The sequence below is a fragment of the Photorhabdus sp. RM322S genome, from assembly GCF_042879395.1.
GTDB lineage: Bacteria > Pseudomonadota > Gammaproteobacteria > Enterobacterales > Enterobacteriaceae > Photorhabdus > Photorhabdus khanii.
In genome coordinates, this window is the sequence record NZ_JBHFKW010000042.1 from 1 (window position 1) to 17,460 (window position 17,460).

Annotated in this window: 22 protein-coding genes and 1 pseudogene; 16 read left to right on the top strand and 7 right to left on the bottom strand. The window is 44.2% G+C overall.

The window, feature by feature from the left end:
- The first annotated feature begins 401 nt into the window (after positions 1–401).
- The 3 genes and pseudogenes from degS to ACGF63_RS18980 all read left to right on the top strand — a co-directional run.
- Positions 402–1,460, top strand: a complete 1,059-nt coding sequence (degS, locus tag ACGF63_RS18970) for an outer membrane-stress sensor serine endopeptidase DegS (protein ID WP_387632691.1) — start codon at positions 402–404, stop codon at positions 1,458–1,460.
- A gap of 107 nt (positions 1,461–1,567) precedes the next feature.
- Positions 1,568–2,482 (top strand): Rpn family recombination-promoting nuclease/putative transposase, encoded by a 915-nt coding sequence (locus tag ACGF63_RS18975; protein ID WP_387632692.1) that lies wholly within the window; start codon positions 1,568–1,570, stop codon positions 2,480–2,482.
- Positions 2,483–2,545: 63 nt separating this feature from the next.
- Positions 2,546–2,778: pseudogene (locus tag ACGF63_RS18980) on the top strand (ISNCY family transposase); the annotation flags it as partial.
- A 493-nt stretch (positions 2,779–3,271) separates the two neighbouring features.
- Here the strand turns inward: ACGF63_RS18980 and murA are convergent.
- The 7 genes from murA to mlaF form a co-directional block, all read right to left on the bottom strand.
- On the bottom strand, positions 3,272–4,525 hold the full coding sequence (gene murA / locus ACGF63_RS18985; protein ID WP_152962628.1) for a UDP-N-acetylglucosamine 1-carboxyvinyltransferase: 1,254 nt from the start codon (positions 4,523–4,525) through the stop codon (positions 3,272–3,274).
- 51 nt (positions 4,526–4,576) lie between these two features.
- The gene (gene ibaG, locus ACGF63_RS18990; RefSeq protein ID WP_036842129.1) at positions 4,577–4,831 is read right to left on the bottom strand and encodes a BolA family iron metabolism protein IbaG; all 255 of its coding nucleotides are present in this window, start codon (positions 4,829–4,831) and stop codon (positions 4,577–4,579) included.
- A gap of 145 nt (positions 4,832–4,976) precedes the next feature.
- Positions 4,977–5,270: a lipid asymmetry maintenance protein MlaB gene (gene mlaB / locus ACGF63_RS18995; protein ID WP_387632693.1), complete on the bottom strand. Its 294-nt coding sequence runs from the start codon at positions 5,268–5,270 to the stop codon at positions 4,977–4,979.
- 1 nt (position 5,271) lies between these two features.
- The gene (mlaC, locus tag ACGF63_RS19000; RefSeq protein ID WP_036842125.1) at positions 5,272–5,901 is read right to left on the bottom strand and encodes a phospholipid-binding protein MlaC; all 630 of its coding nucleotides are present in this window, start codon (positions 5,899–5,901) and stop codon (positions 5,272–5,274) included.
- A gap of 22 nt (positions 5,902–5,923) precedes the next feature.
- Positions 5,924–6,439, bottom strand: coding sequence for an outer membrane lipid asymmetry maintenance protein MlaD (gene mlaD, locus ACGF63_RS19005; RefSeq protein WP_036842124.1), 516 nt, complete (start codon positions 6,437–6,439; stop codon positions 5,924–5,926).
- Between the two features lie 4 nt (positions 6,440–6,443).
- Complete coding sequence (gene mlaE, locus ACGF63_RS19010) at positions 6,444–7,226, bottom strand: lipid asymmetry maintenance ABC transporter permease subunit MlaE (protein ID WP_152962734.1); 783 nt, start codon at positions 7,224–7,226, stop codon at positions 6,444–6,446.
- Between the two features lie 10 nt (positions 7,227–7,236).
- A complete protein-coding gene (mlaF, locus tag ACGF63_RS19015) occupies positions 7,237–8,040 on the bottom strand; it encodes a phospholipid ABC transporter ATP-binding protein MlaF (protein ID WP_036842123.1) in 804 nt (267 codons plus the stop codon).
- Between the two features lie 228 nt (positions 8,041–8,268).
- Here mlaF and ACGF63_RS19020 point away from each other — a divergent pair, with 228 nt between their 5' ends.
- The 13 genes from ACGF63_RS19020 to ACGF63_RS19080 all read left to right on the top strand — a co-directional run bounded on the left by ACGF63_RS19020 (position 8,269) and on the right by ACGF63_RS19080 (position 16,998).
- Positions 8,269–9,243, top strand: coding sequence for a calcium/sodium antiporter (locus ACGF63_RS19020; RefSeq protein WP_152962630.1), 975 nt, complete (start codon positions 8,269–8,271; stop codon positions 9,241–9,243).
- Between the two features lie 23 nt (positions 9,244–9,266).
- Positions 9,267–10,235 (top strand): arabinose-5-phosphate isomerase KdsD, encoded by a 969-nt coding sequence (gene kdsD, locus ACGF63_RS19025; protein ID WP_036842120.1) that lies wholly within the window; start codon positions 9,267–9,269, stop codon positions 10,233–10,235.
- Positions 10,236–10,252: 17 nt separating this feature from the next.
- A complete protein-coding gene (gene kdsC / locus ACGF63_RS19030; RefSeq protein WP_036842118.1) occupies positions 10,253–10,816 on the top strand; it encodes a 3-deoxy-manno-octulosonate-8-phosphatase KdsC in 564 nt (187 codons plus the stop codon).
- A 20-nt stretch (positions 10,817–10,836) separates the two neighbouring features.
- Positions 10,837–11,415, top strand: a complete 579-nt coding sequence (gene lptC, locus ACGF63_RS19035; RefSeq protein WP_036842114.1) for an LPS export ABC transporter periplasmic protein LptC — start codon at positions 10,837–10,839, stop codon at positions 11,413–11,415.
- Positions 11,396–11,929, top strand: a complete 534-nt coding sequence (gene lptA / locus ACGF63_RS19040) for a lipopolysaccharide ABC transporter substrate-binding protein LptA (protein ID WP_036842113.1) — start codon at positions 11,396–11,398, stop codon at positions 11,927–11,929. Before lptC ends, lptA begins: the two co-directional genes overlap by 20 nt.
- 6 nt (positions 11,930–11,935) lie before the next feature.
- Entirely contained in the window at positions 11,936–12,661 is a 726-nt protein-coding gene (gene lptB, locus ACGF63_RS19045) for an LPS export ABC transporter ATP-binding protein (protein WP_036842112.1), read from the top strand.
- A gap of 27 nt (positions 12,662–12,688) precedes the next feature.
- The gene (rpoN, locus tag ACGF63_RS19050; RefSeq protein WP_036842111.1) at positions 12,689–14,128 is read left to right on the top strand and encodes an RNA polymerase factor sigma-54; all 1,440 of its coding nucleotides are present in this window, start codon (positions 12,689–12,691) and stop codon (positions 14,126–14,128) included.
- A gap of 23 nt (positions 14,129–14,151) precedes the next feature.
- Complete coding sequence (gene hpf, locus ACGF63_RS19055; protein ID WP_036842110.1) at positions 14,152–14,439, top strand: ribosome hibernation promoting factor; 288 nt, start codon at positions 14,152–14,154, stop codon at positions 14,437–14,439.
- Between the two features lie 124 nt (positions 14,440–14,563).
- On the top strand, positions 14,564–15,031 hold the full coding sequence (gene ptsN, locus ACGF63_RS19060) for a PTS IIA-like nitrogen regulatory protein PtsN (protein ID WP_036837490.1): 468 nt from the start codon (positions 14,564–14,566) through the stop codon (positions 15,029–15,031).
- 77 nt (positions 15,032–15,108) lie between these two features.
- Positions 15,109–15,960, top strand: a complete 852-nt coding sequence (gene rapZ / locus ACGF63_RS19065) for an RNase adapter RapZ (protein WP_021323560.1) — start codon at positions 15,109–15,111, stop codon at positions 15,958–15,960.
- The gene (gene npr / locus ACGF63_RS19070; RefSeq protein ID WP_021323559.1) at positions 15,960–16,232 is read left to right on the top strand and encodes a PTS phosphocarrier protein NPr; all 273 of its coding nucleotides are present in this window, start codon (positions 15,960–15,962) and stop codon (positions 16,230–16,232) included. Before rapZ ends, npr begins: the two co-directional genes overlap by 1 nt.
- Positions 16,233–16,418: 186 nt before the next feature.
- Positions 16,419–16,829: a nucleoside diphosphate kinase regulator gene (gene rnk, locus ACGF63_RS19075; RefSeq protein WP_036842109.1), complete on the top strand. Its 411-nt coding sequence runs from the start codon at positions 16,419–16,421 to the stop codon at positions 16,827–16,829.
- The gene (locus tag ACGF63_RS19080) at positions 16,813–16,998 is read left to right on the top strand and encodes a hypothetical protein (protein WP_162524105.1); all 186 of its coding nucleotides are present in this window, start codon (positions 16,813–16,815) and stop codon (positions 16,996–16,998) included. Before rnk ends, ACGF63_RS19080 begins: the two co-directional genes overlap by 17 nt.
- Positions 16,999–17,460 lie beyond the last annotated feature (462 nt).

Consider the following 17,460-nt stretch of genomic DNA (forward strand, 5'->3'; position numbering starts at 1 on the left):
CATATTCTCGTTTAACTTTATCACCTTATTAATAAAATTAAAACCTATTTCTCCTAATGTTTTCTCTTCCAATATCAATATAACATCAGGTTTTTTACCCAATTTAAAAATCCTTAATCAATTATTTTTACCTTTAATGATTAAAGTTTTCATCTGTTTTTTTCATGATACGCTTGCCATTTTTTCAGATTTTAAAACCACGCTGACAGACAAAACAATGGCTTTTCTCAACTGCTGTTTTATCACTTTCAAATAAAGCGTATCTAATCTTACCTTACTAAAAACTCAGCAGCGATAGTCGGGGTGCTAAAGTCAGCAATCTGAGATACAGCGTAATGCTGTGTTTGTTAATTTCGTATGTTATCCTACAGTTATTCATTAACTCACACTGAATAATATCCATGTTTGCCAAGTTACTGCGTTCTGCTTTTTTGGGATTACTTGTCGCTGTCATTTTGCTGATTATCGTTCCATCACTGCGCCCTAACGGGCTGGTATCTGCAATGTTCAGCAACAGTCATGATGAAGTTCCATTCAGCTTCAATCAAGGTGTCCGCAAAGCAGCACCCGCAGTGGTTAACGTCTATAGCAGCAACATGGGTAGTTTTTCTCATGAAGGCAGAGAAAACCATACCCTCGGTTCCGGCGTCATCATGAGTGATAAGGGTTTTATTCTCACTAATAAACACGTCATCAACAATGCAGGACAAATTATTGTCGCACTGCAAAATGGTCATTTTTATGAAGCCCTGGTTATCGGCTCTGATAGTTCAACAGATCTTGCCGTCCTGAAAATTGATGCCGAGAATCTGCCTGTCATTACTATTAATCCAGATAGAGTGGCCCATGTGGGAGATATCGTTCTTGCCATTGGTAACCCTTACAATTTAGGTCAAACTATTACCCAAGGGATTATTAGTGCTACCGGTCGCGTTGGATTAAGCCCTACCCGACGCCAAAACTTTCTCCAGACAGATGCTTCCATTAATCAAGGTAACTCTGGTGGTGCGTTGATTAATACACTTGGTGAACTGGTGGGTATCAACACATTATCATTTGATAAAAGTGAAAACGGTGAAACACCAGAAGGGTTGGGTTTTGCTATTCCTACTGAACTCGCCACAAAAATTATGCAAAAACTTATTCGTGATGGACGGGTTATTCGGGGCTTTATCGGCATAGCATCACAGGAGCTTCCACATATTCGCTCTTATAACGGCAATATTAATCAAATTCAGGGGCTACGGGTATTCCAGGTTACCCCAAATGGACCCGCTCAAATAGCCGGTATTAAGGTCGGTGATATCATTATCAGTGTAAATAACAAACCTGCTATTTCTGCGGCTGAAACAATGGATCAAGTGGCTGAAATACGCCCCGGCAGCGTTGTTCCTGTGACTTTATTGCGTAATGGAAAAATGCTGTCACTGCAAGTGACGATTGCAGAATTTGATGAATAGTAATTAACCTGAATTTCGCTTAAGAAGGAAATTCAAGACATTTCAGTCCGCTCGGTTTTTTGCTTAATATTCCTTCAATATAAAAGAAAGTATGCTACCATTCACCGATGAAGAGAAAAAATACACCAACGCCACATGACGCTGTTTTTAAACAGTTTTTAAGTCATATTGATACCGCCAGAGACTTTTTGGCGATACATTTGCCTGCGACATTACGGGCAGTTTGTGATCTGGATACACTGCGGTTGGAATCAGGGTCGTTTATTGAAGACAGTTTGCGTGCGCATTATTCTGATATCCTGTATTCGCTAAAAACAGCGCAGGGTGACGGATACGTATATTGCGTGATTGAGCATCAGAGTTCCCCGGACAAGATGATGGCATTCCGGCTGATACGATACAGTATTTCCGCAATGCAGCGGCATCTGGAACAGGGACATGAAAAATTGCCGCTGGTCATTCCGGTGTTGTTCTATCACGGGAAAATACAGCCGTATCCGTGGAGTACCCGTTGGCTCGACTGCTTCGATGATCCGGCCCTGGCGAAGGAAATCTATTCTGGTGCATTCCCGCTGGTAGATGTGACGGTAATCCCGGATGATAAGATCCTGACGCATAAACGGGTTGCGCTACTGGAAATGGTGCAAAAGCATATCCGGCAGCGTGATATGGCGGAGTTACTGCAAGAACTGGTTATGCTGCTGACGTATGATTACTATACGGATGAACAGCTAAAAAGCATGTTAAACTACTTATTACAGGTGGGAGATACCGCCGATCCAGAGGGTTTTATCCGGCGACTGGCAGAACAGTCCCCGAGGTATGAGGAGGTACTGATGACAATAGCGCAGAAACTGGAGCAGAAAGCACGCAAGGAAGGACTCCAAGAAGGATTACATAAAGGCGAAAAACAGGGGGTCCTGAAAGTCGCGAGTGCGATGATGGATATTGGTATCGACCGTGAAACGATAATGAAAACCACTGGGTTGAGCCAGAACGAACTTGAGCAAATACGCCACTAACTCGTATTGCGAGTTCTTAATCAGCATTCAACGATTCATGTTAAAAGAGGATTTTACGGTGACTGTCAGAACAGTCCCCGAGGTATGAGGAGGTACTGATGACAATAGCGCAGAAACTGGAGCAGAAAGGGCGTCAGGAAGGACGTCAGGAAGGACTCCAAGAAGGATTGTATAAAGGCGAAAAACAGGGGGTCCTGAAAGTCGCGAGTGCGATGATGGATATTGGCATCGACCGTGAAACGATAATGAAAACTACTGGGTTGAGCCAAAACGAACTTGAGCAAATACGCCACTAACTCGTGCTGAGAGTTCTTAATCAGCATTCAACGATTCATGTTAAAAGAGGATTTTACGGTGACTGTCAGAACAGTCACCGAAGTATGAGTATCGACCGTGAAACGGTGATGAAAATTACCGGGCTGAGCCAGAGTGAACTTGAACAAATGTCCGACAAACTTACTGTTGATACGTTATCGGCATAAAAATGCGTGAGTCAATGCACGAAACGCATAGAAGCGGCACATTTACATTCCAAGCGATAAGATCGAGTCTGAATCTACGTGCTTCTGAAATCTCTGTTCTTAAGCAGAGCTGAGATTAATTACTCAGTAAAAATCTTTCAATCACAGCCATAATGATGGGTAGATCGCAATAGCACATAAATATTTTTTATCGGCTTGAGCCAATGCACCCTACGGATACACTTTACTTCTCTACCCATCATCAACCTGGTTTGCTAAATTACGCGGCTTCCTGTTTCCAAATAAAGAAACAAAATCACTTTTCCACTTATTTCACTCGTTCAATATCCGCACCAAGCCCGCGCAGTTTATCTTCGATATGCTCATAACCGCGGTCAATATGATAGATACGGTCAACAACCGTCACCCCTTCCGCAACACAACCCGCCAGAACCAGACTCGCAGATGCGCGTAAATCAGTCGCCATTACCTGAGCACCTGACAGCTTCTTAACGCCATGACAAAGTACTGTGTTACTTTCAATTTCTGCATGAGCCCCCATACGAATTAATTCAGGGATATGCATGAACCGGTTTTCGAAAATAGTTTCGGTGATCATACCAACCCCTTCCGCAACCAAATTCAGCAAGCTGAACTGGGCTTGCATATCTGTCGGGAAACCGGGATGTGGAGCAGTACGTAATGTCACAGCCTTAGGTCGTTTACCGTGCATATCAAGGCTTATCCAGTCTTTACCAATTTCAATATCAGCACCCGCCTCACGCAATTTAGCCAATACTGCATCCAACGTATCAGGCTGAGCATAACGGCAAACAACCTTACCACCGGATATCGCAGCCGCAATTAGAAATGTACCTGTCTCAATACGATCAGGTAATACCCGGTATACACCACCACCAAGACGTTCTACGCCTTCAATGATGATATGATCAGTACCTGCCCCTGTAATTTTTGCCCCCAAGGTATTGAGAAAATTGGCAGTATCTTCAATTTCAGGTTCGCGTGCCGCATTCTCAATAACCGTTGTCCCTTCAGCCAATGTTGCCGCCGTCATAATCGTGACTGTCGCCCCGACACTGACTTTATCCATCACAATGCAAGCCCCTTTCAGACGACCATTAACGGAAGCTTTAACGTAGCCCTCTTCCAGAACAATTTCAGCACCTAGCTGTTCCAGGCCACTGATATGCAGATCAACCGGACGTGCGCCGATAGCACAGCCACCAGGCAAAGAAACTTGCCCCTGACCAAAACGCGCGACCAAAGGGCCTAACGCCCAAATGGAGGCACGCATCGTTTTTACCAGATCGTAAGGCGCGCAATATTGATTCACACTGCTGGCATCCACAAAGACAGAACCATTACGTTCAATTTTGGTCCCAAGGCAATTCAATAATTTGATAGTAGTATCAATATCTTTCAGTTCTGGAACATTTTGCAATTCAACAGGCTCTTCAGCCAACAACGCGGCGAACAGGATTGGCAGTGCAGCATTTTTTGCCCCGGAAATAGAAACCTCACCCGACAGACGAGTTGGTCCCTTCACACGAAATTTATCCATCTGTGATGACTCTCTTAATATAATTTGCTGTTCGCGGCGAGGCAAACAGCATTAAAAACCGTTGAGCTTACGATCCCGTTTCCAATCATCCGGTGTATAGGCTTTAATTGACAGAGCATGAATACGATTGTCAGCAATGTATTCCATCAAAGGCGCATAAACGGCTTGCTGCTGTTTTACCCGGCTCATGCCGGCAAACATTTCACCAACCACAATAACCTGGAAATGGCTGCCATCTCCGTTAACGATGACTTCATCCAGTGCTAATTTATCCATCAGCACGTGTTTAATCTCATTAGTATCCATAATTGCTCAATTCTGTATGTAGTTAGAAATAATAGACCGTCGTCCATCCTAATAGAATCCGACTTATTCTTAAACTATGAAAACGCCCTTGTAACATTTCTGCTTACAAGGGCGCTGATTATACAGATAATTATAAGATTATCGGCTAGCTATCAATGATAATTTCTTGCAGATCGTAAAGTGTAATCAAGGTACTAAGCCGTTCACTGACGCCGGAAAAGAGCAATTTAACCCCTTCCTTTTGCATATGATGTTTAAAACGGACTAAAAGAGCCAACCCGGTAGAATCCACATGCTCAAGCTGTGACACATTGACGCCGTTGATACCGGCCAGTAATTTTTCTTTTTGCTGCCAGAGAGGCAGCAAAATGTCACGATCCAAAATACCTTTGAGGATCAATGTTTGCTCTACTTTTTCCCAACTCAAACACTCACTCATCTCACTTTTTCTCTTCCAGCGTAATTGGCTGACGAGCGCTGATTTCAAGTTGCTTAGTCAAACCATCAATACCTTGTTGACGTAAGATAGAAGCCCATTCACTCTGCTTAGTTGTAATCATACTGACGCCTTCAGCAATCATATCGTATGCCTGCCAGTAGCCAGTTTTACTGTTTTTACGCCACTGAAAATCAAGGCGAACTGGCGGGCGACCATTCGAATCAATGATAGTGACACGAATCGCAACGATATTGTTGTCTCCCAATGGTTTTTCAGGATCAATCTGATAAGTTTGATCGTGATACATTGCCAGAGCCTGCCCATAAACCTGCTCAAGGTAAGATTCAAATGCGGTAAAATAAGCCTCGCGTTGTGCTGGCGTCGAATCTTTATAGTAGCTCCCCAGAACTAATGCCCCAGCATATTTGATATGTACATAAGGCAGTAATTCTTCTTTCACCACCTGGCGCAAATAATCTGGATTTTGTCGAATCTGTGACTGACTATTCTTCAAGCGGGTAAACGTCTTTTCTGCCGCATCCTGCATCAACTTGTAAGGGTTCGTCTGATCAACTGCGCTAGCTAATGGCGCAACCACCAACAGCGCCACCATTAATAATCTCTTCAACATAATTGATTCCTCTCAATGATATTCAATTGCGGGTTGGTGCTGGAGTATGTTCTGCTCTACTCTGGGAGTTATCGCCCCCCTTATACAAGAATTGACCAATCAGATCCTCAAGTACCATTGCTGATTTAGTATCCTGCACACGGTCCCCCTCTTTCAGGATATTGGTTCCCATATCTGGATCTTCAAACCCCATATTCAGGGAAATATATTGTTCACCCAATAGACCAGAAGTACGGATGGAAAGAGAGCTGGTATCCGGGATGCGGTCATATTGCTTCACGATATCCAGTGCCACCTGCGGTGTATAAGTTTTTTCATCCAGAGAGATAGTTGCAACACGACCAATCACCACTCCACCAATTTTTACCGGTGAACGCACTTTAAGACCGCCGATATTGTCAAAAGTTGCGTACAAACGATAAGTCGGTTGGTTACCGACCGATTTAATATCTGCCACTTTCAAGCATAAAAAGACGATTGCAGCCAGTGCAATTAAGACAAAAAACCCAACCCAAACTTCAATTTTCTTGCTTTGCATTGACTTAATTCCCAAACATGAGTGCTGTCAGCACAAAATCCAAACCTAAAACGGCTAACGACGCATGAACTACCGTTCTGGTCGTTGCCCGGCTGATCCCTTCTGAGGTGGGGATCGCATCATAACCATTAAATAAAGCAATCCAAGTCACGGTAATGGCGAAAACGACACTTTTAATAAAACAGTTAAGTAAATCTTTCTGCCACTCTATAGCAGACTGCATTGCAGACCAGAAAAAACCGCTGTCGATCCCTTTCCAATCAACACCAACCACCGCACCGCCCCAAATACCTACCGCCACAAAAATCAAGGATAATAACGGCATACTGATAAACCCAGCCCAGAAACGGGGTGCTATCACACGCCGTAATGGATCTACCGCCATCATCTCCAGACTGGAAATTTGTTCCGTGGCTTTCATCAAACCTATTTCGGCGGTTAGCGCTGATCCTGCACGGCCAGCAAACAATAGTGCAGTGACAACCGGCCCCAGTTCACGTAACAGAGACAGCGCCACCATCATGCCAAGACTGGCTTCTGCGCTGTATGTTGTCAGTATCAGATACCCCTGTAAACCGAGCACCATGCCAATAAACAACCCTGAAACCATGATAATCAACAATGACCGAACACCCACGCTGTAAAGCTGTTGTCGGAGTAATGGCCATTGTCTGGCAGGTTCTGGCTTGCCAATTATCGCGCTAAAAAGCATAAAACCGGCACGGCCAAAAGAGGCGAACGCCTCAATAGCCCGCCTGCCAAGTGCCGCTAGCGCCTGTGTTAACATCAACATTCCACTATCCTAATAACTCAGTTTTATAATCCCCGGCCGGGAAACGGAAAGGTACCGGCCCATCAGCAATACCATCAAGAAATTGCCGTACCCGCCGATCAGAATTAGACTGCAACTGTTGAGCGGTACCCGCTGCAATAATCTGTTGTTCAGCCATAATATAAGCATAATCTGCAATGCTCAGAACTTCCGGCACATCGTGGGAAACAACCACACAGGTCACACCAAGCGCCTTATTCAGTTCATCAATGAGTTTCACCAAAACCCCCATCGTAATCGGGTCCTGACCAACAAAAGGCTCATCAAACATAATCAGATCAGGATCAAGTGCAATGGCGCGTGCCAAAGCAGCACGCCTTGCCATACCACCGGAAAGTTCAGAAGGCATCAAATTCGCGGCACCACGTAACCCAACAGCCTCCAATTTCATCATGACCGTCGTCTGTATAATTTCTTCAGGCAGATTGGTATGTTCACGCAGCGGAAAAGCGACGTTCTCAAAAACATTCAGATCAGTGAATAATGCCCCGGACTGAAACAACATACTCATCTTCTTACGGGCAGCATATAAACGAGAACGAGATAAAGCAGGAATATTATCGCCATCAAACCAGATTTCTCCTCGTTCAGGACGCAATTGACCGCCAATCAACCGTAATAGTGTTGTTTTCCCTATGCCAGAAGGCCCCATAATTGCCGTGACTTTTCCCTTGGGCACCGCCAGATTAATATCAGCAAAAATCGGACGGTTACCACGGGTAAAATACATACCACGGATCTCGATGAGATTTGCTGTTTGTTGACTCATTATTGATAACCCTTAACGGTTTATAAATTGGCTTTATATTTGGTTCACATATTAATCACATATACTACAAAAAAACTGGCGAGTTTTCGCCACTAAAGTTGTGACAAATTTTACTTTTCCACCCGTCGCCGTCAGAATATACCTCATCTAACTGAACAAACAATTTTTGTTTAAGAAATCAACCAACGTTAATATTAAATTCGGAATATACCTTACAAGGGATGCTTCATGCTTCTGACCTTTTTACTCTTAATTACTGGGTTGATTTTACTGGTATATGGTTCCGATAGATTAGTATATGGCGCTGCCATTTTTGCCCGTACTCTGGGGCTGCCTCCCTTTATTATTGGCATTACCATTGTCGGCATCGGAACTTCTTTGCCCGAATTAATGGTTTCAGTTACTACCATGCTAGATAGTCAACCTGATATGGCTGTTGGTAATGTTATTGGTTCCAACATTACCAATCTGCTGTTGATCACCGGTGCTGCTGCATTTATTCGCCCTCTGGAAGTAAAATCAGATATGTTGCGGCAAGAACTGCCTTTAATGCTGCTGATCACCGCTTTCTGTGGTTATTTGATGAGTGATAACTATCTTAGCCGGATGGATGGGTTAGTATTACTGGTTTCTGCCATTGTATATATATTACTGATGATAAAAATGGCGGCTTTGCCACGCCGTGCCGAAGCTGATATTTACACACAAGAGCAGGTTTCTGAATTACCGTTGGAAGGCAATAAACGCATTGCCCTGCTTTGGATACTATTAGGGCTGATTATTTTACCTATGGCAACCCGCATGGTTATTGATAATGCGACGGTTATTGCCCGCATTTATGATATTAGTGAATTAGTTATCGGACTGACTGTGCTTGCGGTCGGTACCAGCCTGCCAGAATTAGCAACCGCTATTGCAGCCGCGTTCAAAGGAGAAGATGATATTGCATTCGGGAATATTATAGGTTCGAATATATTCAATATATCAATTGTTTTGGGCCTTCCCGCATTACTCTCACCAGCAGCCATTTCACCTCAATCTTTCCACCGTGATTTTTGGGTCATGATGGTAGCCAGCACAATATTTGCTGCATTTTGTCTGGGTCGTAAACATCGGTTAAACCGATTTAAAGGTGTCCTGTTATTAAGCTGCTTTATCGCTTATTTTATCGTGCTGTTTATTTTCAATTACAGTATTGAATAAACACAAATCAGTAGGAAAAAGAAATGCCTAAGATTGATTTTCAGCAAGCGGGTAAGAAAGTATTACAGATAGAACGTGATGGGTTGGCAGAACTTGAACACTATATCAATGAAGATTTTGCCCGCACCTGTGAACTGATGTTCAACTGCGAAGGTAAAGTTATTGTCATGGGGATGGGCAAATCCGGCCATATCGGGTGTAAAATTGCCGCAACTTTCGCCAGTACCGGCACGCCATCCTTTTTTGTTCATCCGGGAGAAGCCAGTCACGGCGATCTCGGTATGATTACGCCTAAAGATATTGTTTTAGCTATCTCAAACTCGGGTGAATCCAATGAAATTCTGTCACTGATCCCCGCATTGAAACGCCAAAAAATTCCACTTATTTGCATGACTAACAATTACAACAGCAACATGGGAAAAGCCGCAGATATCCACCTGTGTATCAAAGTCCCGCTGGAAGCCTGTCCATTAGGTTTAGCGCCAACAACCAGCACCACTGCAACATTGGTTATGGGTGATGCTTTAGCGGTTGCATTGCTCCAGGCACGCGGCTTTACCGCTGAAGACTTCGCACTATCACATCCAGGCGGCACACTTGGACGCAAACTTCTGCTGCTGGTGAGTGATTTAATGAATACAGGCGATGATATCCCAAGAGTGAATCGTGATGCCTCTTTACGTGAAGCCCTCGTCGAAATCACCCGCCAAAAATTGGGTATGACCGTCATTTGCGACGAAAATATGTATATTGATGGTATTTTTACTGATGGTGACTTGCGGCGAGTGTTTGATATGGGACTTGATTTGTACAATGTCAAAATTTCAGCTGTTATGACAGCTGGCGGTATCCGTATCAAACCAAATGCCCTTGCCGTTGATGCATTGAACTTAATGCAGTCACACCATATCACTTCCTTACTGGTTACCGAGGAAAATAAATTACTTGGTGTATTACATATGCATGACCTGCTACAAGCTGGCGTAGTTTAACCTGAGAGAACGTCTTAATGAGCCAATTAGTTTATCTGGATACCTGTTATGGTCCAGTTAATAAAGACATTATTGAAAAAGCCGGTAGAATCCGTCTGCTGATTTGCGATGTTGACGGTGTGATGTCTGATGGCCTGATATATATGGGCAATAACGGTGAAGAATTGAAAACGTTTAACGTTCGTGATGGTTACGGAATTCGCTGCCTAATTACTTCAGGAATCGAAGTCGCTATTATTACCGGCCGTAAGGCAAAATTGCTGGAAGATCGAGCAAACACCCTGGGCATTACACATCTTTACCAAGGACAAAGTGATAAGGTTTTGGCGTATAGAGAACTGTTAGATAAACTGGGGCTAAAACCAGAACAGGTTGCTTACATCGGTGATGACCTGATTGACTGGCCGGTCATGGAACAAGTGGGCTTATCTGTCGCTGTGGCAGATGCACATCCATTGCTACTACCAAAAGCGCATTATGTCACCCAGATTGCAGGGGGACGCGGCGCGGTAAGAGAACTTTGTGATTTGGTGCTTTTCGCTCAGAATAAGCTGGAAGAGGCCAAAGGATTATCAATATAGTAGGTTGAAGCGAAACGAGAATGGATAAAATCAAATCCTGGCTGGCTATAATACTGGCGTTAATCACCCTGGCGTTAATTGGCTGGAGCTTATCTGATTCAGACGAGACTAACTCATCTTCTGCTACAGATAACAATCAGCCAACATATCAAAGTCAGGAAACCATAACTTTTGTTTATGATCCTACGGGTAAGCTGACGTATAAACTGGTCGCAGATGATGTCCAGAATTATGCTGAGTCAAAAATTACCTGGTTTACCAAGCCGGTATTAACGACATATGACTCAAACGCCATTGCTACATGGACAGTTCGTGCGAACAAAGCCAAACTGACCAACGACAGAATGCTCTATCTTTACGGAGATGTGCAGGTTGACAGCCTGACTGATACGGCACAATTACAGCGTATTACCACAGAGAATGCTATCGTCAATCTGGTCACTCAGGATGTTTCATCCGACGATCAGGTCACACTGATTGGCGTAGGATTGAAATCCGTCGGTATGAAAATGCGTGGCAATCTGCGGAACAAAACCGCTGAACTGATTGAAAAGGTTAACACCTACTATGAAATCCAACATGAACAACAGAATCCGTAATGCTCTTATTGCCAGTGCCATTTTTACAGTCAGTCTTCCGGCTCTGGCACTGAAAGATGACACCCAGAAACCAATTTCTATTGATTCTGCTAAGCAATCCCTTGACATGACTGGGAACACTGCCACATTTACAGAAAACGTGATCGTTAAACAGGGCTCTATTGATATCCACGCTGACAAAGTTGTTGTGACCCGCCCGGATGGCGATTCTAAAAAAATGGTTATTGAGGCATTTGGTAATCCGGTAACTTTCTATCAGCTACAGGACAACGGCAAACCAATCAAGGGCCACGGTGCCAAAATGCGTTACGAAATGGATAAAGAGCTGGTTACACTGACTGGCAACGCCTATCTGGAACAGTTAGACAGCAATATAAAAGGCGACCGTATCACTTACCTGGTCCCAACCCAGCAAATGGAAGCGTTCAGTGAGAAAGGTAAACGAGTGACAACTGTTCTGTTACCTTCTCAGTTACAAGAAGAAAGCCCTGCGGTTAACAACAAGAGTAAATAACGAGATATGGCAATACTAAACGCAGAAAACCTGGCAAAAGCTTACAAAGGCCGTAAGGTCGTTGAAAATGTCAGCTTAAATGTGAACTCCGGTGAAATTGTTGGCCTGCTTGGCCCTAACGGCGCAGGGAAAACCACGACTTTTTATATGGTCGTAGGTATTGTTGCACGGGATGCCGGGACAATTACCATTGATGGCGAAGATATCAGCCTGCTGCCACTTCACGAACGGGCGCGCCGTGGTATTGGCTACTTGCCTCAGGAAGCTTCTATTTTCCGCCGTCTGAATGTATTCGACAATCTGATGGCCGTATTGGAGATCCGTCAGGATCTGACACAGGAACAACGGAAGGAACGTGCCGAAGAGCTGATGGAGGAGTTCCATATCAGCCACCTACGGGACAATCTGGGTCAATCACTTTCCGGTGGTGAGCGTCGTCGCGTAGAGATTGCCCGCGCACTGGCCGCCAACCCTAAATTTATTTTGCTGGATGAACCTTTCGCCGGCGTAGATCCAATCTCAGTAATCGATATCAAAAAAATTATTCAGCATTTGAGAGATTACGGGCTAGGCGTCCTGATCACAGATCATAACGTCCGTGAAACATTGGATGTATGTGAGCGCGCTTATATTGTCAGCCAGGGGCAGCTGATTGCTCACGGCACACCGAATGATATCCTTAATAATGAACAGGTGAAGCGCGTCTATTTAGGCGAAGGTTTCCGGCTCTAATTCAGCCAAGAGAATTGGTTTAACGCTATGAAGCAAAGTTTGCAACTTAGGCTCAGTCAGCAACTGGCTATGACACCACAGCTCCAACAAGCCATTCGTTTGTTGCAACTTTCTACGCTTGAACTTCAACAGGAAATACAGCAAGCGTTAGAAATGAACCCTTTGCTTGAGCAGGATGAAGATCATCAAGAAATCAGTCATCAGGAATCTCCTGACAACGAAACTGACGTTATGGATACGCTTGATGCCCTGCAACAAAAAGATATGCCGGATGAGTTGCCACTGGATGCCAGCTGGGATGAAATTTACACCGCGGGGACGCCTTCCGGTACACGTAATGACTATAGCGATGACGACTTGCCACTTTACCAAGGTGAAACAGTCCAAACCCTGCAAGACTATTTGATGTGGCAGGCAGGACTGACCCCTTTCACGGAAACAGACGCGGCAATTGCTACATCAATCATTGATGCCGTAGACGATACAGGCTACCTTACTGTACCACTGGAGGATATCCTTGCCAGCATTGGCGACGATCAACTGACTCTGGCAGAAGTGGAAACCGTGCTCAAACGGGTACAACATTTTGATCCTATCGGTGTCGCTGCCCGTGATCTGAAAGATTGTCTACTGATCCAGCTATCCATGTTTCCACCAGAAACACCTTATCTGAAAGAAGCGAAATTGATCGTCTGCGAGCATCTGGAGTTACTAGGTCATCGGGATTTCCGCAATTTAATCCGTTTAAGTCGCTTGAAAGAAGATACACTAAAAGAAGTGATTGATTTCATTCAGTCACTTGAGCCAAGGCCTGGTTTGGCAGTAAACACAGGTGAATCAGAGTATGTCATCCCTGATGTGCTGGTTCGAAAAGAAAGTGAACACTGGCAAGTAGAATTGAATACAGATAGCATTCCCCGTTTACACATTAATCAGCAATATGCGGAACTTGGGCAACATACACACAATGAAAGTGACAGCCAGTTTATCCGCAATAACCTACAGGAAGCTAAATGGCTTATCAAAAGCCTGGAAAGCCGAAATGATACTCTGCTGAAAGTGACGCGCTGCATTGTAGAACAGCAACAGGAATTTTTTGAACATGGCGAAGAACATATGAAGCCCATGGTTTTGGCAGATATTGCCTTCCAGGTTGATATGCATGAATCTACCATTTCCAGGGTGACTACCCAGAAATTCCTGCACAGCCCACGTGGCATTTTCGAATTGAAGTATTTTTTCTCCAGCCATGTTAATACAGAAAGTGGAGGCGAAGCCTCTTCAACTGCAATACGGGCTTTGGTGAAAAAACTGGTAGCAGCGGAGAACTCCGCCAAACCATTAAGTGACAGCAAACTGACGAGCATGCTAGCCGATCAAGGCATTATGGTTGCCCGACGGACTGTCGCAAAATATCGAGAGTCGTTATCCATTCCGCCATCAAACCAACGTAAGCGTTTGGTTTGAAATGAACAGAGAAGGAAGACAATATGCAACTCAAAATAACTGGTCACCATATTGAAATTACTGATGCATTACGCGACATTATCACTGCAAAATGCAGCAAGCTGGATCAATATTTCGACAGGATCAACCTGATTCAGGTAATCCTCCGTGTGGAAAAGGTACAACAAATCGCCGAAGCCACGATACATATTAACGGAGGCGAGTTGCACGCATCCTCAGAACATGAAGATATGTATGCAGCAATTGATGGACTGGTCGATAAACTGGCTCGTCAGTTAACCAAACATAAAGATAAACTGAGACAACATTAACAGTTATTTAACAATAGCTGTAGTAAAAACAGCGGAGTCTTGCTGTAAAACAGTGCACAAATACCGGATGCCACAGATAACCTATGGCATCCGGTATCAATTAAGCACCTAAGCGAATAGAAAAATGAATAACCAAGCAGATTTACTACTAAGCTCTGTACTTTCCCTCGAATGTACGCGCAACAATGTACATTGTTCGAGCAAAAAACGGGCTTTAGAGATTATCAGTGAGCTGGCATCTAAGCGGCTTAAATTACCCGAGAATATCGTATTCGAAGCAATATTGACCAGAGAAAAAGTAGGCACTACTGGAATTGGCAGTGGTATTGCTATCCCTCACGGTAAGCTGGATGAAGAAAGCTCAGATCAAGCTGTTGGCGTTTTCCTCAATCTGGAACAACCCATCGCTTTCGATGCCATTGATAATCAACCAGTCGATTTGCTGTTTGCTTTACTGGTTCCAAACGATCAATGCCAAACACACTTACACACATTGTCATTGATTGCCAAACGCCTTGCAGATAAAAATCTCTGTCGTCGTTTAAGATCGGCACAAAGTGATGAAGAACTTTACGCAATTATCACTGAATAGCTGTTGCAATGAATGGAGAGCAACAGATAACAGTGGCTCATAATAATAACCACTGAGAAATTAAGGGGAGTCGCCTCATGGTGCTGATGATAGTCAGTGGCCGTTCCGGTTCGGGTAAATCCGTTGCCTTGCGCGCACTGGAAGATATGGGTTTTTATTGTGTAGACAACTTGCCGGTAGTGTTGCTGCCGGAATTAGCCAATACACTGGCTGACCGCGATATTTCTGCTGCTGTCAGTATTGATGTAAGAAACATGCCGGAATCCCCCGAAGTTTTCGAAGAAGCCCTGACTAAACTACCAGCCAGTTTTTCACCGCAATTACTGTTTCTTGATGCTGACCGTAATACGCTAATCCGCCGTTACAGCGATACCCGCCGTCTGCATCCACTATCAAGCAAAAACCTTTCTCTGGAAAGCGCGATTGATCAAGAAAGCGATCTGCTGGAGCCACTTCGTTCAAGAGCAGATTTGATTATCGACACTTCCGAAATGTCAGTCCACGAACTGGCTGAGATGCTAAGGACCCGTCTGCTGGGCAAACGGGAACGCGAGCTGACAATGGTCTTTGAATCTTTCGGCTTCAAACATGGCATTCCAATTGATGCCGACTATGTTTTTGACGTACGTTTCCTGCCAAACCCACACTGGGACCCAAAACTGCGACCAATGACAGGTCTTGATCGTCCCGTCGCCGCTTTTCTCGACCGCCATACGGAAGTGCATAACTTCATCTATCAGACCCGCAGTTATCTTGAACTTTGGCTACCCATGCTTGAAACCAATAACCGCAGTTATCTGACCGTGGCAATTGGCTGCACCGGCGGTAAACACCGTTCTGTTTATGTGGCAGAGCAGTTGGCTGACTATTTCCGCTCCCGCGGCAAAAACGTACAGTCGCGCCACCGTACTCTCGAAAAGCGGAAATAATGACTGTCAAGCAGAAACTTGAAATCAAAAACCGGCTGGGAATGCACGCCCGGCCAGCAATGAAGCTGTATGATCTGGTACAGCTCTTTGAATCTCATGTTGTCTTGCGCAATGATAGCCATGTTGAAGCTGAAGCCAGCAGCGTGATTGCCATGCTGATGCTGGATTCAGAAAAAGGCAGCTATATTGAAGTTGAAGCCAGTGGCCCAGATGAAGAACAGGCTCTTGCCGCTATCATTAATCTATTTGATTCAGGATTTGACGAAGAATAACGCCCCCCACTCCTCCGGCTTATCATGTTCTTAACTGCTTTCATTAGCAACACAAAACAGTTCGTGATCATGATCTCTTTCTTTTCCAGTAAGAACAGCCTACTATCAGGTTAATCATTTTAAATAACACCCCCCTCCTCACGGTGCGGGGTGTTATTTTGTGTTGGATTCCATTTGGAGTGTGGTATGACTAAACCAGCAATTATCATCAACGAATTAGACGCAGAACGTTTAGATTCCCTGTTGGAACAGCCAGCGTTTGCAGATACTAGTATCGCTGACGCTTTGAATGAGGAGTTAGATCGTGCAGAGATTGTACCTCCAGCAGAAATTCCATCCGATGTTGTGACTATGAATAGCCGGGTTCGTTTTCTTGATCTGACAAGCAGTGAAGAGCGAGTGCGCACTCTGGTTTACCCTGCGTCACTGCAAGACAGTTCAGACCAGCTTTCTGTTATGGCTCCTTTGGGAGCTGCATTATTGGGCCTTCGTATCGGCGACGAAATCAGTTGGAAATTGCCAAATGGCGAAGAAACCCGAGTCAAAGTATTAGAATTACTTTATCAACCAGAAGCTGCCGGTGAATATCACAGATAAAACCCTATTAAATCAATACAAAAAACCACTATCTCACAAGTGGTTTTTTGTCTTTGATAGCCAAATGGCGACAGGAATTTTATATCTTCAAGGAGGTTGGATAATACTTTCTGCTACAAGTCCAGATAACTATCCTATTCACTCAGTTTTATTAGGTTTCATTCCTTAACAACTAATTTCAGCTCTATGTGTTCAGTAAGGCCGCGTCCTACTTGAATTCTTAAAATCAGCGCGGCTTCTGGTCATGATCCTATCTCCCACGTAAAATAGAATTTTTCCCTTAATATCATTGTATTGATATTTTTCCCGTGATCCGCTTTTGATCCGAAAACTGAAATTCCCTGAAAATCTTTTCAATCATTTCAGTTTGCTGCTTCTCTCACAATGCCAGTGCTGGCACGGTTTGGCTGTTCGATTCGTAGTATTTTAAAATTGAAAAAATTTTTTGATCCAAAACGTGCGGGCGGGTGCGGTGTAGTGCCGTTTTCGTCATAAGCGCAGCGAGACAAACCGTCACTAAGGTATTTATTTGATTCTTGAGTCAGATAATACAATCAGTTAAAGCAGTGTCGCTATCGGCAAAATCCGATGGTCAGGGGGTCGCAGCCTTGAATGAACATCCCACTGGTAA